Annotated in this window: 14 protein-coding genes; 12 read left to right on the top strand and 2 right to left on the bottom strand. The window is 49.3% G+C overall.

The window, feature by feature from the left end:
• Nucleotides 1-9: 9 nt before the first annotated feature.
• Both C7R92_RS23055 and C7R92_RS23050 read right to left on the bottom strand, forming a co-directional pair.
• Nucleotides 10-546, bottom strand: a complete 537-nt coding sequence (locus C7R92_RS23055) for a hypothetical protein (protein ID WP_106835777.1) — start codon at nt 544-546, stop codon at nt 10-12.
• Between the two features lie 96 nt (nt 547-642).
• Nucleotides 643-1731 (bottom strand): suppressor of fused domain protein, encoded by a 1089-nt coding sequence (locus tag C7R92_RS23050; protein WP_106835776.1) that lies wholly within the window; start codon nt 1729-1731, stop codon nt 643-645.
• A 145-nt stretch (nt 1732-1876) separates the two neighbouring features.
• Here C7R92_RS23050 and C7R92_RS23045 point away from each other — a divergent pair, with 145 nt between their 5' ends.
• The 12 genes from C7R92_RS23045 to C7R92_RS22985 all read left to right on the top strand — a co-directional run bounded on the left by C7R92_RS23045 (nt 1877) and on the right by C7R92_RS22985 (nt 14965).
• Nucleotides 1877-3055, top strand: a complete 1179-nt coding sequence (locus tag C7R92_RS23045) for a DUF4272 domain-containing protein (protein WP_106835775.1) — start codon at nt 1877-1879, stop codon at nt 3053-3055.
• Nucleotides 3036-3764, top strand: a complete 729-nt coding sequence (locus C7R92_RS23040; protein WP_106835774.1) for an alpha/beta fold hydrolase — start codon at nt 3036-3038, stop codon at nt 3762-3764. The genes C7R92_RS23045 and C7R92_RS23040 overlap by 20 nt, the downstream gene beginning before the upstream one ends.
• On the top strand, nt 3761-4606 hold the full coding sequence (locus C7R92_RS23035; RefSeq protein WP_106835773.1) for a DUF2785 domain-containing protein: 846 nt from the start codon (nt 3761-3763) through the stop codon (nt 4604-4606). Before C7R92_RS23040 ends, C7R92_RS23035 begins: the two co-directional genes overlap by 4 nt.
• A 345-nt stretch (nt 4607-4951) precedes the next feature.
• The gene (locus tag C7R92_RS23025) at nt 4952-5524 is read left to right on the top strand and encodes a TetR/AcrR family transcriptional regulator (protein ID WP_106835772.1); all 573 of its coding nucleotides are present in this window, start codon (nt 4952-4954) and stop codon (nt 5522-5524) included.
• A gap of 59 nt (nt 5525-5583) precedes the next feature.
• On the top strand, nt 5584-7470 hold the full coding sequence (locus C7R92_RS23020) for an alpha/beta fold hydrolase (RefSeq protein ID WP_106835771.1): 1887 nt from the start codon (nt 5584-5586) through the stop codon (nt 7468-7470).
• 149 nt (nt 7471-7619) lie between these two features.
• A complete protein-coding gene (nikB, locus tag C7R92_RS23015; protein WP_244195799.1) occupies nt 7620-8639 on the top strand; it encodes a nickel ABC transporter permease in 1020 nt (339 codons plus the stop codon).
• Between the two features lies 1 nt (nt 8640).
• Complete coding sequence (locus C7R92_RS23010; protein ID WP_106835770.1) at nt 8641-9495, top strand: ABC transporter permease; 855 nt, start codon at nt 8641-8643, stop codon at nt 9493-9495.
• Nucleotides 9496-9532: 37 nt separating this feature from the next.
• Complete coding sequence (locus tag C7R92_RS23005) at nt 9533-10522, top strand: ABC transporter ATP-binding protein (RefSeq protein WP_106835769.1); 990 nt, start codon at nt 9533-9535, stop codon at nt 10520-10522.
• A complete protein-coding gene (locus tag C7R92_RS23000; RefSeq protein WP_106835768.1) occupies nt 10519-11481 on the top strand; it encodes an ABC transporter ATP-binding protein in 963 nt (320 codons plus the stop codon). Before C7R92_RS23005 ends, C7R92_RS23000 begins: the two co-directional genes overlap by 4 nt.
• Nucleotides 11482-11502: 21 nt before the next feature.
• Nucleotides 11503-12612, top strand: coding sequence for an aminopeptidase (locus C7R92_RS22995; RefSeq protein ID WP_106835767.1), 1110 nt, complete (start codon nt 11503-11505; stop codon nt 12610-12612).
• Nucleotides 12613-12626: 14 nt separating this feature from the next.
• Nucleotides 12627-13631 (top strand): dipeptidase, encoded by a 1005-nt coding sequence (locus tag C7R92_RS22990; protein ID WP_106835766.1) that lies wholly within the window; start codon nt 12627-12629, stop codon nt 13629-13631.
• Between the two features lie 20 nt (nt 13632-13651).
• Entirely contained in the window at nt 13652-14965 is a 1314-nt protein-coding gene (locus C7R92_RS22985; protein ID WP_106835765.1) for a helix-turn-helix domain-containing protein, read from the top strand.
• The last annotated feature ends 35 nt before the right edge of the window (nt 14966-15000 follow it).

The raw sequence follows: 15000 nt of genomic DNA, 5'->3' as shown, positions 1-15000 counted from the left end.
GGCAAGGAATTATCTATCGCCTTGCATACTACTTAGTTTCCATTCGTTATTTTCCTCTGTAAAGCCTAATTCTAGTGTTCCTGAGTAAGTCTCATCGTTTAACCATACTTCATAATTTGTAATAAATCGTCCATCTTTATATATACCGAAAGACCTCTGACGAAAAGTGCTTCCCTCCATAACAAATGGCATGGTTATGATTTCGTTCTCCACCTTATAAACAAAATTCTTTCCTTCCACAGCAGCTTGCTTGGAAATATACTGTTTAACTTTTTCAGTATCAGCCTTCATCATAGCTCGAAAAATCTCTCTTGCCTGTAGATCAACGATATCTCGTATTTCGTAGATTTTAGTATTCATATCATTCTTTTGTTTTTCCTCAACTAAAGAGGCTTCAAGTTCTTTGTTTTTGTTTTTCAATTGAGTGATTTCAGCCTGTAGCCTTTCTATCTCGGCTTGATTTATTTGTAAGGTTTTCTCGTTAGAACAGGCTGTCATTGTGAAAGCAATAAGGATAAACATGATTGGAAATAAGCTAAATTTCATCGGCGACCTCCCGGCTTTTTTGCAAACGGTGTGATACGTGAAGCAGCCCATAGTTGACAGGGCTGCTTCACAAATTCGATCTAACGAGGAGCACATTTATTTCATAAATTTTGATTCCCCATTAAAAATCCATTCCGCACCATCTCCCGCAGAGCGCTGAAACAATTGCTCAGAACCGTTCATTTCTGCATACTGCTGTTCCTCTGCGGTTGTCGGAATCATCCATAACAGATTCACAGGATCGCCCGCCATGAGCGGAAGTGGAATAGTCGGTGCATCCTCAGGCTTTGCGAGCAGCATGGAGGAGAAGCAGCTGTTGATTTGACTGATTTCCTGGCACGGAATGGTGTGACCTTGTGCGAGGAAGGTCATATACGACCACGGCAGAGAGGTTTGGCCACTGATGTAGGCCAGCAATTGCTGTTCGTTTTGGGCAAGCCATTTGGTTTCGCAGGCAAAGGCTAGCTCGAATCGGCGTAATTGCTCTGGCTCTTCTGTATACTGCTCGACTTTTGGCTGGCGCAATATGGACACGCCGAGGGTCATCGCATAGGTAATGTCTCCTTTTTCGATGGTCACCAATGCTTTCGGGGGCCAGTGACCGCCGTCGATGCCGTAATACTGTTTAACTGGGCCGAGAGTCGAGGTAATCGCGTCCATGAACTGCTGCTGGATGTCAGGCCAAGGGTTGCCATCCCAGCTCGTCCAAAAATGCTGGGCGGCCTCGATACGGGCAAACATGGCGTTCGTTTCTGGTGTTCCCAGCGGAAAGCATAAATGAGATTCTCCGGTGCAATCTCGCGCATACGAAGGATAGTGCGAGCCGTCCGGGGAAGGGCCAGCCCAGCTGGGAATCACACACAGCACCTCATCCTCATACAAAAGTGCCGCTGCATCGCCTTCCTCCAGCCAAACGATCGAGAGCTGCTCCGGGTCCAGCCTGTCTGCTCCATCCGGATGAGCGCAGCAATCGCGTGGCAGCATGGGAGCTTGACCATCCTGCATGGCATCGAAATCGATCGAGTCCGGTGCAGGTCCGTAATTTCTTACCCAACAAGAGCGAATGCTGGCATGCTCCTCACCGGGATAATCCCACAAATAAAAAAAGACGCCGTTCTCATCCTCTTCGACAAAAGCTTGAATCGGACAAATGGGAGAGAACTCCTCTAATAGGATGTTTTTCATAGGTTTCACCTTCAATCATCGTGGTAGATTCGCCGATAACTATAAAGATTTGGGCTTGATTAAACAGGGTTAGAATACCATAATTGACTATTGATTACAAAATTCAGCACCTTGAAAATGTTTGCTCAGCAAAGGAGGTTGCCAGATGAATCAATGCACCATCTATGTCTCCATCCAACAATGCGAGAAAGTCGTCGCTGCGATTGTCGAGGCTTTTCGTGATCAATTGGTAGAGGTATCCGCAGACGAGCGGGCCGTGACCGTGACAGATAAAAAATGGTTTAGCAAGAGCAAGATCACCTTCAATCTTATGCGCGAGGATGATGACCAAGAAGACTTTCTTCAGATGAAAAAAGGGATGTACGGTTACTTCGCACAGATTGAAACGGCCCACGAGAAGGTCCAGCAAAAGCTGTTGTACCAAATTACAGCGCTCAACGTGGCGGTAGGAATTGTAGCGAGTAAGGAAATCGACCAGAAGACGTTTGCGGCCATTATGGCGATTGCCGAAGAAGTACACGGGATCGTCTTTCTCCCTACCGGAGACATGCTCGATAAACAAGGAAGGTTGATTCTCAATACGGCAGGAGAGTCCCAAGTGGACGATTTTCTGGTGACGGTTAGCGTAGACCTGATCGATGGACATATTCAGCCCTCCCAGTCAGGAGAAGCGCGCAAGGAGCGGAGCATCGAGCTATTGCAGGAGCAAGGCATTCCGTACATCCCGCATCTTCCTGTCATCGTAGGCGACGAGGACGCTGTCATCAGGAGCAAGGATGAGATGGTTCAGCGAGCGATTGCTCTATGCTTGATTGCGGTATATGCCGGAGGGATCGCCGAAAACGGACAAATCAAGGAAGAGCGGGAGTTCATCGAGGGAATTATTGAGCAGTTTGGCGCTGCTGAATTCTTTACGGAAAAAGAGAGAGACTTCTTGAATGATCCTCAGCCAGACCGAACCGATATGATTCAGATGGTATGGATGTACGAATGCTACTGGGTACTGCTGTGGGCGCTCGGGTATGTGGAAGAGCTCCATTTCCCTGATAAAATTTGTGATGTGAACACCGCGATTGACGCTCTCAGAAGCGCAGGTGACTATGACACCTTCTACGGCAATGCGGTTGTGAGAAGCAAACAGGAGATTCTCGACCAAGCAGATTTAATCTATCGCTATGACTGGGCATGCGTGGATGCGCGCATCAACAATCGCACGGTTGCAGGCGGTTTGAATGACGAAGTAGTCGTAGAAAGACACAGAGCATTGAATTGGCTGGTTCGTTACATGGAGGATGACTGGGATCATGTGTCGACGGATACATAGGCTATATTCGCGAAAAAGTGGAGCACCTTGTGTGATCTTCTTAGCAGGAATGGGCGATAGCGGTGAGACATGGCAGATCGTTCAAGACCGCATCTCGCAGGAAGCGTCTACCTTATCCTACGATCGTGCGGGGATTGGCAGGAGCCCAGCGGCAGCAGTCGTCCCCCGGACTTGTCGCGATCTGGTGGAGGAGCTATACGATTTGCTGCAGGAGATTGAGGTGGAGGCGCCTTGTATCTTGGTCGGACATTCTTTTGGCGGTCTGGTGGCTAGACTGTTTGCTAGTCTATATCCGCAGCTTGTTTCGGGGATGGTTTTGGTTGACGCTGCTCCCGAATATAAGGAGCTCGCCTATGAAAAGGTTTTGCCTGATAACCTGATCGCAGCCAATCGAGAATATTACGAGAATCCGATGCGAAACAGCGAGAAGATCGATAAGATACGGAGCTACCAAGAAATCGTTGACCATTTTCTGCAAAGCGACATACCTGTCTCAATTATTACGAGAGGCTTACCGGACATATGGGACGAGAAATGGCCGAACGAGGAAATTTTGAAAATCGAACAAAATCTGCAAACCGATTTCAGGCGGCTATCTACATCAAGCAAGCAAAGAATTGCCGGTCGCAGCGGGCATTATATTCATCATGATGAACCGGATATCGTGGTCGAGGAAATTTTGATGATGTTGAGGCGGATGAAAACGTGAGGGATACGAGAACAAAACTCATACTGGACCTGCAAAGATTGGAGCAGGAACAATACCTGATTCGTGAAGGGGAGCAACTACAGGATTTCGTCGGGTTATTGCTGCAATACATAGGGGACCCTGACCCGGAGCTGCGTGATAATCTCATTTACCCGGCATTTTATTACTGGATTCTTGATGAGAAACATCTGACGGAGGCGCAATTGCGCAGCCTTCTCCGAGAACTGACGGACGATACGCATTTGTTCTATCAGATCGGTAGCGAGGGTGATCAATCTGTATTTACGAGGACATTCTCTGCATTGCCGATTGCCTTGATCATGCGACGTCACAGGCAGAAGCCTTTTTTGGAGCTCGCTGATTTCCAGCATGTGAAGAACACCATGCTCCGCTATTTTCAAGAAGAAAAGGATTTGCGCGGCTATTTGTCAGAAGGAGGCTGGGCGCACAGTACGGCACACGGGGCAGACGTATTCCTAGAGCTAGTGCAGTGCCCAGAGAGCGACGAAGCCGTACAGCGAGACATCCTTCGTGCGATCCAGGGCGTGTTGGATAACAGAAAGCATATTTTCAATGACGAAGAAGATGAACGTCTGGCAAGCATTGTCGACACGATGATAGTTAAAGATTTGCTCCCAGAGCAGGAGCTCGCTGACTGGATCAATGGCTTGGCAAGCTGTGCAGAACTGCCGAAAAGTCGTACCCAGGTCATCGCTCGAGTGAACAGTAAAAACTTTTTGCGCAGCCTTTATCTAAGAAGGGCACAAGATAGCCAGGAAAATGAACTGGCGGCTGCCATGCTTGCTGCTGTAACGAAATTAAACAGATTTGCGATCAGTTAAAGGGTGAAGGTTGATGCCGTGACAGACGGCATCAACCTTTTCTTTTTTATACGAAGTTTTAAAAGGCAAAGCTGGTAAGAAGAAAAAGCGCAGGGCTCGCAGACCTTGACAACGCCTACCCAGTCGGAACTTCAAAAAGGGGACCACGCTTGTCGAACACTTCTTCTTTGAGAGACTTCCGCCCGTGGGGTGGCTTTGGCTCGACGGTCCCCTTTTTGAAGTGTAGACGGACAGTAATTCCCCCCTTGCTGGCGTGTCAGAGTCGAAGAGAACTGCGCTTTTTCTTCTCCTCCACTATCCACTCGAACGATTGACAATAATCTTTTAGTACTATATAGTCCTAATATGAAACGAACCTCAAACCGTGATCATGTCATCGCCACTGCCTCCGATTTGTTTTTGCAAAAAGGACTCATGAATACCAGCATGGATGATGTCGTAGCACAGAGCAAAGTCTCCAAGTCCAACATTTACTACCATTTCAAAAGCAAGGAGGAGCTCGTCGTAGCTGTGCTCGGCTACAGAATCAATGTGCTGAGAGGAGCGCTGGAAGTCATCCTGCAACAGGCAGACCTGTCTGTTTCCGCACGGGTGGGGCTGATTTTTACCACCATCGCAGAGGAACTGGAGGGGCGCTCCTGCGTAGGAGGCTGTCCCATCCTTTCCTTGCTGTCGGCACAAATACCAGAAGTCAAAGCGCGAATCAACGAGTTCCTGATCGAATGGCAGAACCTAGCGGAAAAGCTGCTCGTGGAGGGAATCGGCCGTGGAGAATTCAAGGAAAATATCTCGATTCAGCAAACGGCAGTCTTGCTCGTGACCATTGTGGAAGGAGCGATGCTCATGGCTGAATCGCAGGGTCATGCACAGGCACTCGTAGGTGCTGGTCAGACACTTCTACACTTGATTCAAGTGTAGGATTTTTTTGAAGTCAATTAGTACTAATTAGTACTAAAAATATAAAGGAGGCAAAAACAATGGCTGTCGTTTTTATAACAGGCGCGACTGGATTTATCGGCAAGGAGGTAACAAAACAACTGGCACGAGCTGGTCATACCGTGCTGGCGCTGGTTCGTTCGACCGAGAAGTGGGATGAATTGCTGATGCAGATGACACCAACAGAGAGGTCCAATTGCAATGCCGTGCGGGGTGATTTGCGAAAGGAGGGCTTGGGATTATCGGCGAGCGATTACGAACAGGTATTGCACGCTACTGTCATCATCCATGCAGGTGTCCCGATGGATATTTCGATGGATGAAACAGTGGGGAGGGACGTGATTTTACAAGGAGCAAGTCACCTTGCAGCAGTAGCGAACGAATTGCATAAACAACAGCGTCTGCAAAAGCTGATTCATATCGTTGGCTACATGAGTCCGTTTGACGATGAGAGTGGAAAGTTGGCGACAGATGTTTTTGCGACAAACGAATTTTTACGAGAGGCAGGGGGCTACGAGAAATACAAGTTTCTGGCAGATCTATACCTCAGACAAGAGGCGTATCAAAAAGGAATGCCGCTGGTCGTGGTAAATCCGTGTACGATCATAGGCCCGCGAAGCACCGGGAACACAGAACAAACAGATGGATTGGGGCTCGTGATCAGCTCTATGCGGCGTGGTAAGATCCCTGTTCTTCCCGGTGGTAAGGAGTGGTGGCTGCCCTTGCTTGCCGTCGACGATTTGGCCGAGGTCATTGTGGGGATTGTAGAGACAAATCACATCGAGCATCAAACGTATTACGCCTTAAATGAGCGGAGTGCGACGCCAGCTTTTTCAGAGCTGATTTCGTTGATGGCTAAAGAATTACGGATGAAGCCACCAGCCATTCCTTTCCCGGTATCGGTCTTGAAAAAAATCTTGCATAACGGCGGCAGCGGCTTGCTCGGGGTACCTGCCAATTCGATGGATTTTGTCGTAAAGAAAGACTTCCCGCTCGCTCCCTTTCAGCAAATGAAAGCGAAAAAAAGCATCGATGCATACGACGTAGCGGCGTATCTTCCCAGTGTGATTGCCGATCTCGACTACCGTTTGTCGGTCAAGGATCAGAAAGTGCCTCCTCACTTTCACCGAGAGCAAATCGCAGGCATGGCCGCGTACAAGAAAGAAGGCTCGGGTACTCCGTGGCTGCTCGTGCACGGGCTTTTCAGTGAGATGAGCGATTTACTCCCGCTAGCCGAACAGCTGGGTGAACAGGCAGTATGGTTACTGGATTTGCCCGGGTTTGGCAGATCGCCCTATCACCATCACGAAAAACCGATCGAGGGCTTTATCGAGGCAATGGCCGAGGCATTGCGACAGCTGCCGTCTCCGGTTCATCTTGCAGGACATTCATTTGGCGGGTTTTTGGCATGGGAGGCAGCAAAGCGAGTACCGGAAAAAATCGAGAAGCTATACCTTTTGCAGCCGCCCCTGCATGCGCCGAAGTATTCTTTGCTGCTGGCGGGATTGGGAAAAAGTCCAGCCCTTCTACAGCGTTTTTTGCAAAAGCAGGTAACGCCAGCCCAAATGGAAAAAGCAATGCTTGAGCAAGGGGTATTTCAGTCCGCGGAGGAAATGCCAAAAGGCTATGTAGAAAAGGCCGGGAAGCTCCTGCAATCGCCACGCATCAGCAAGACGCATACAGACGTGCTGCGCTATTTTATGAATGAATTCCGGCAAATGGCGCTAACAGCAGAGTCGTTCCCTTTTCCAGCCCAGATCGTATGGGGGACACAGGATAAAACGTATCAGCTGACAAAAGGAACAGAGGATGCTTTCATGAAAGCACATGTAGAGATCGAAAGGTTCTCTGTCGCTCATCATTTTCCGATTAGTCACCCACAGCTAACAGCAAACGTATTGCTACAAATGAGGCACGGCAAGGAATGACAACGGAGCGATTCTTCGGAAGGGGCATGGTAGAAAGGGACCATGCTCTTTTTGAATGGGGCAAGAAAAAAACGAGTTGAACTTTCTGTAAATTTGGAATAGACTATTTTTAACTAATAACGACACTATAACGACAAGTGTCGTTAGTGATGAAAAAGGGAGGAGAACAAAGTGCCGGAACGCAACAGGAAGAAGCTAGTTTATACGGTTTCTCACATCTGGGTGAAGACCTCATGAAGCAGTATATAGTGAAGCGCTTATTGTCGGGCATCATTGTCCTGTTTGGACTCTCCGTTTTTACATTTCTGCTCATTCATCTCATCCCGGGTGACCCTGTGCGGATCATGCTAGGGCAGCGGGCGACTGTGGAACAAATCGAATCGCTTCGCGGAGAGCTGGGCTTGAACAAACCTTTGGTCGTCCAGTATCTCGACTATGCTTCTGGCGTTTTGAAAGGGGATCTCGGCACTTCCCTGAAAACGGGCCGGCCTGTCAGCACAGAAATTGCTGATCGTTTTCCCGCGACAGCAAAAATGGCAGTAGCCAGCCTCGTGGTGGCAGTTGTGATCGGTATCGGGCTGGGTGTCCTAGCGGCGAAATACAAGGATACACCCATCGATGGAGCGATTATGACCTTTTCCACCTTTGGGATGTCCATACCCGGCTTTTGGTTGGGCTTACTCGTTATCCTTGTGTTCTCCGTCCATTTGGGCTGGTTTCCGATTGCGGGAGGGACGGGGCTAAAAGACATGGTTCTTCCAGCGTTTACCTTGGGGACATTGATGGCGACGGCACTTAGCCGACTCACTCGTGCTGGCATGGTAGAGGTTTTGTCCAATGACTATATCCGAACAGCACGTGCGAAAGGGATGAATGAACGAATTGTGCTGCTGCGGCACGCTTTTCGCAATGTGATGATTCCGATTGTGGCTGTCATTGGCCTGGAGCTGGCTGGCTTGCTGGGTGGGGCTGTGATTGTCGAGCAGGTTTTTGGCTGGCCGGGAGTGGGTACTTTGGCGATTCAAGCGATTAGCTCGCGGGATTTTCCGATGATTCAAGGAACGACGTTGTTTATTGGAGCTGTATATGTCCTCGTTGTCATTTTGATTGATGTCCTGTACGCGATTCTCGATCCTCGCATTGACTACACCGCGAAGGAGGGGATGTAGCGTGTTCTGGAGCAAGCAATGGTCCATGCCTCGTTTGGAATTATGGGAGAAGATCATGCAGCAAAAGAAAGCGAAATACAGCTTCCTGATGATGCTCTGCATCGTGTTGCTGGGAATCATCGGGCCGTGGATAGCTCCACATGATCCTACGAAAACGTACTACGAAGCATTTATGCAAGGGCCGTCGAAAGACTTTTGGCTAGGGACAGATGCGATTGGCCGTGATATTTTATCCCGGATGCTGTACGGAACACGAGTGACACTGACCGTAGCCGTGCTGGCGTCTGTCATGACGTTTGTAGCAGGAACGCTGATTGGTGTGACATGCGCTTACCTCGGAGGAATTGTCGACAATCTGATCATGAGAATCATGGACATCATGCTGGCGTTGCCCGGTATTGTGCTTGCTCTAGCAATTGTAGCTTTGCTCGGACCGAGTCAGGAAAATGCGATGATCGCGATCGGAATATCATCGATTCCGGCCTTTTCGATTCTGATTCGTGGTGCGGCACTCTCCATCAAGCAATCCGGCTATGTGGAAGCAAGTCGCTCCATCGGCAGCTCGAATTGGTGGATCATTACACGCCAGTTCATTCCGAACATCTCGAACGTGCTGGTCGTCTATACGACCATGTTTATTGGCAGTGCCATTTTGGGGACCTCGGCACTGGGCTTTATCGGTTTGGGTGCCCAGCCTCCTACACCGGAGTGGGGAACGATGCTGAATGAAGGGAAAAATTACTTGCGAGAAGCTTGGTGGCTCGCTACGTTTCCCGGTCTTGCGATTACGGCAGTCGTTTTTACGGTGTATCTGCTCGGGGATGCTTTGCGGGATATCTTTGATCCCAAATCATAGTTGGCGAGCTTCCGTTCCCGAAAAAGGAGTGAGTAACGTGACGAATGTGTTGGAAGTGACAGGATTGACTACCACGTTTTCAAGAAATGAAAGGGCTTTCAAGGTGGTGGACAATCTTTGCTTACAGGTTAAAAGAGGTGAATCGGTCGGGATCGTCGGAGAATCAGGATGTGGAAAAAGCGTTGCCTCTCTATCCATGATGCGCTTGCTCAGTAAAAACGGAAGCATTGCAGGGCGTATTCAACTGAACGGAGCCGATCTCTTGCGCTATAGCGAAAAAGAGATGCAGAAGATCAGAGGAAAAGAGATCGCTATGATCTTTCAGGAGCCGATGACTTCGCTAAACCCGGTACTGACCATCGGAAAGCAATTGAGTGAAGGACTGGAAAAGCATGAGGGCATGAACCGAGTTCAATCGAGACAAAGAGTGCTCGAGCTGTTGACGCAGGTGGGTATTTCACGTGCCAATGAAATCTATCATGAGTACCCGCATCGTCTGTCAGGGGGGATGCGACAGCGCGTGATGATCGCGATGGCGATTGCTTGTCATCCAAAGCTGCTGATAGCGGACGAACCGACGACTGCCCTAGACGTAACAATCCAGGCGCAAATATTGGATGTCATGAAAAAAATCCAAAGAGAACTGGGCATGTCGCTCATCATGATCACGCATGATTTGGGCGTCGTCGCCGAGACATGTGACCGGGTACTGGTGATGTATGCCGGGCAGGTCATTGAAGCGGCGGACGTTCGCACACTGCTCCGAAGCCCCAAGCATCCGTACACCATGGGCTTGATCAAGTCAACGCCACATAATGCCAAAGGCCAGAAGAGATTGCACAGTATCGCGGGAAGTGTGCCGGCCCCCGATCATTATCCGAAGGGATGCCGTTTTGCACCGCGATGCGAGAAGGTGATGCCTGTCTGTTTGGAACAAAATCCCCCGTTGCTGGATGTGGATCAACAGTCGGAGTGCCGTTGTTGGCTGTATCGAGAGAACAGGGAAAGCACGGCGGTGAATGGATGAAGACGCCTCTTTTGCAAGTGAAGAACCTGAATAAGAAGTTCCTAGTCGGCAAAGGGTGGTTCCAGCAGCCGAGTTACGTGCATGCCGTCCATGGGGTGAACGTGACTGTCAACGCAGGTGAAACGTTGGGAATCGTGGGAGAGTCAGGCTGTGGCAAGTCAACACTGGGCAGATGCATTTTGCGATTGATCGAGCCGACAGACGGCGAGATCGTGTTCGAGGGTCAAAATATCCGCAGCTTACAGAAGGCAGACATGCAAAAGCTGCGGCGTGATATGCAAATGGTGTTTCAAAATCCATTTGATACCCTCAATCCAAAGCTGACGATCCAGCACATTTTGTCAGAGCCATTGATTGCCCATGGTATCCCAAAGCGCGAGCGAGCAGCCATGATCGAAGAGACGCTGGAGATCGTCGGTTTGAACAAAAGTCATTTGTCACGATACGCGCATGAGTTTTCCGGAGGACAAAGGCAAAGAATCGGGATCGCTCGCGCCTTGATGCTCAGGCCAAAGCTCATCATAGCTGACGAGCCTGTGTCCGCCCTGGATGTATCGATCCAATCGCAAATTCTCAATTTGCTTCAGGATTTGCAGGAGCAGTTTTCGCTCACGTATCTTTTTATCTCGCATGACTTGAGTGTCGTCGAGCATATCGCCGATCGAGTAGCGGTGATGTACTTGGGAGAAGTGATTGAGCTGGCGAAAAAAGAAGAGCTGTTTCAGCGCCCGATGCATCCCTACACTCAGACGCTTCTCTCCGCCATTCCCATCACTGATCCTGACGAGAAAAAAGAACGGATCATTTTAACGGGGGATCTGCCGTCTCCATCCAATCCGCCGCAGGGCTGCAAGTTTCACCCGCGCTGTTGGGCGTGCATGGACGTGTGCAAGACAGAAACCCCTCCATTCACAGAAGCAGACGGCAGACTGGTTGCGTGTCATCTCTATACAAAATAAGGGAGCAGGAGTGATAGATAGATGTTGGACCCACGTTTTACGAAGCTGGCGAATGTGCTGGTGAATTACTCGACGAATGTGCAGCCGGGAGATAACGTGCTGATCGATGCGATGGAGGTGGACGCCGCTCTGATAAAGGAGCTTGTCAAAGCAGTTTCGCGAGCAGGTGGACATTCTTTTGTGAACCTGCGTGAATCCTCGATTAGCCGTCAGTTATTGCTAGCGGGAACAGAGGAGCAATTCCGTTTAGAGGCAGAGATGGACAAAGAGCGAATGGAAAAAATGCAAGCGTGCATCATCATCGAGGGTGGGCTGAACATCAATGAAGTGTCTGATGTCCCTGATGAGCAGATGAAGCTGGCTACGTCCTTTTTCAAAGAAGTAAGTATCGTGCGTCTCAAAAAGAAATGGGTCTATCTCCGTTATCCGACGCCTTCCATGGCACAGCTAGCAAATAAGAGTACAGAAGCGTTCGAACAGTTTTACTTCGATGTCTGCACAATGGATTATGCCAAAATGGCAAAAGCCATGCAGCCGCTCAAGGAGCTGATGGAGCGAACGGACCGTGTGAAAATCACGGGACCTGGCACAGAGCTGACTTTCTCAATCAAAGGAATTCCATCGATTCCGTGTCCGGGGCACTATAACATACCAGACGGTGAAGTATTTACGGCCCCTGTTCGTGATTCGGTGAACGGTGTCATATCGTTTAACACCCCCTCGCCTTATCAAGGCTTTACCTTTGAAAAGGTACGGCTGGAGTTTGTGGACGGGAAGATCGTTAGCGCCACAGCCAATGACACGGAGCGCTTGAATAACATTTTGGATACGGATGAAGGTGCCCGGTACATTGGGGAGTTTGCTTTGGGGGTCCACCCGTTCATTCGGGAGCCCATGCAGGATATTTTATTCGATGAAAAAATCGACGGCAGCTTCCACTTTACCCCGGGACGATGCTATGACGAGGCATCCAACGGTAACAAATCGAACATCCACTGGGACATGGTCATGATTCAACGCCCAGAGTACGGTGGCGGTGAGATTTGGTTCGATGACCATTTGATTCGCAGAGACGGACGCTTTCTCTTGCCAGAGCTTGCACCACTTAATCCGGAAAACTTGAAAGAGTAGGAGGAGCATGAGACATGACACATGGAATCGACGCGCATTTTGACCTTTTGCTAGATGTCGCTATTCAACGCGAGTACGGCAGGCGAAAAGTAATAGAATCGGAATACTTACCTGATTTCGTGGCGGGCGGGGTGCAGACGGTTGTCGCAGCGATTTATATCGACAACAAATTCCTGCCGGAGATGGGCTTGAGAAAAGCACTACAACAAATCAGCGCGTTGCACGCGGAGGCAGATGAATCGCCTGAGAAGATCATGGTTTGCAAAAGTGTGGAAGACATCGAGACCGCGAATCGAATGGGGAAAATTGGTTTTGTGCTCTCTCTGGAAGGCGCGGAGCCGTTATATAATGATCTAAGTATGCTCCGTGTTTTTTACGAGCTGGGCGTGCGCCTTATGGGCCTTGTATGGAGCAGGCGGAACTTCGTTGGAGACGGCAGTCATTTTAGTCCGGTACGAGAAGGGCGCAAGGGCGGGCTCACCGAGTTCGGCATCCGCGTCGTCGAAGAGGCAGAAGCAATGGGAATCATCATTGATGTCAGTCATCTGAATGACGAAGGCTTCTGGGATCTGATCGAGGTAGCACGAAAGCCCATCATCGCTTCTCATTCCAATTGCCGGACATTAGCGAGCTCTATGCGCAATCTGACGGATGAGCAAATCAGGGCGATCGCATTCACCAACGGCGTAATCGGCATCAATGGCGTCAATCTGTTTGTAGCGGACACAGACGACCAGGCTGATATCGAGCACATGATCAACCACGTCGATCACATCGTGAAGCTGGTTGGCATTGAACACGTCGGACTGGGTCTGGACATCATCGAGCCATTTATGAAATACGATTCTCCCGATGCGTTTATCCAAGCAGGACGCAAAGATTTTGATGTCGTAAAAGGACATACCAAGGTTCCGGAGCTTGCGCGTGCCCTTGCCAAAAGAGGGTACAAGGATGAAGCGATTGAGCGTATTTTGGGCAAAAACTTCATTCGCGTGTTCAAGGACGTGTGGAAATCATAGAGAGATGAGGGAGTGGAACATTGACCATTACGATAGCGGTAATCTCTTCGGAAGAATTTTTGCCAAGGATCTTGAAGCATACCCAATCCATCGATTACATTCAACTGACCTCGTATACATACCAGAACCCCAAAGAGAGTGCTGCGTTGCTTGATCAAATCCATGACTGCGACGTGCTGCTTTTTGCTGGCCCACTTCCTTATTTTTTTGCCAAGGAAAAGGTAGAGCAAAAGAAGCTGCCTGCGGTGTACATTCCGCTCGATGAATATACCATTTCCCTCTCGTTGTTTCATACCTTGCTGAACGTTCCAGGAGGACTGGACCGCATCTCGATAGATTTGCCAAAAGCGGAGTATATTGAGAAGGTTGCTGAAGAATTGGGCATTACTTCTACGCCTTGGTATGTAAAAGACTACAGTGAGATTATTGAAGAAGGCGGGACGAGATTTGACGTGGAGGAGATTATTCAATTCCACAAGGAGCGCTGGGAACAGAAAAAGAGCCATTTTGCTTTGACTGGTGTTGACTACGTATACAGTCGATTACGTGAGATGAACATCCCTTCGGCATCCCTCGTTAGTCCCGATAAAAATATTCGCGATGCCGTCAATCAAGCGATTGCTTACGGCCGATTGAAAATTAGCAAAAATTCGCAGATAGCTGTGGGGATTGCAGCGATCCAGCAAAATGATGGTCCGCCAGTAGAAACACAATGGCAAGATGCGACGATTATTTTGTTGCAAGAGCTGCTGGAGCTTGTCAAAGAGACGGACGCTTCCATTCAAAAATTGGGACTGGATCAATTCATCATCTATGGCACGAGAGGCAGCATCGAGCAAATGATTGAATACGGGAAGATCATGCAAGTAGTGGGCAATGTCGATCTGCTTGCCAAAGTGACGGTTGCCATTGGGTTTGGTTTTGGCCTAACAGCGAAAGAGGCCGAAGCGAACGCACGCATTGCGATCTATCATGCCCAGAAAACAAAAGAAAGCAGTGCGTATTTGGTGACGGATGAAAAAGAAGTGATCGGTCCGTTGAATACGGAAGCGAAGACGTTCCAATTAAAAAGCGAGAACAAGGAAGTGCTGGAGATCGCGGAGAAGACTGGCGCAAGTGTCGCTACCATCACGAAAATCATGCAGTATGTCAAACTTCGCCGCGATAACCGCTTCACCGCTTCCGATTTAGCCGAGTACCTCCAGATCAGTCGCCGCAGTTCAGAAAGAACCTTGAAAAAACTGATCGAGCATCAGGTCGTAGAGGTCGTCGGAGAAGAACAGCCGTATCAGCAAGGACGCCCGCGGGCTGTGTATCGCCTTAATTATTCATGACTCTCCTCATGTAACATCAACCTGTCCCGGTTTTT

Origin of the sequence: Brevibacillus porteri (assembly GCF_003013475.1) — a bacterium.
GTDB lineage: Bacteria > Bacillota > Bacilli > Brevibacillales > Brevibacillaceae > Brevibacillus > Brevibacillus porteri.
The sequence above is the reverse complement of the archived record's forward strand: the minus strand, read 5'-3'. Positions and strand labels throughout refer to the sequence as shown.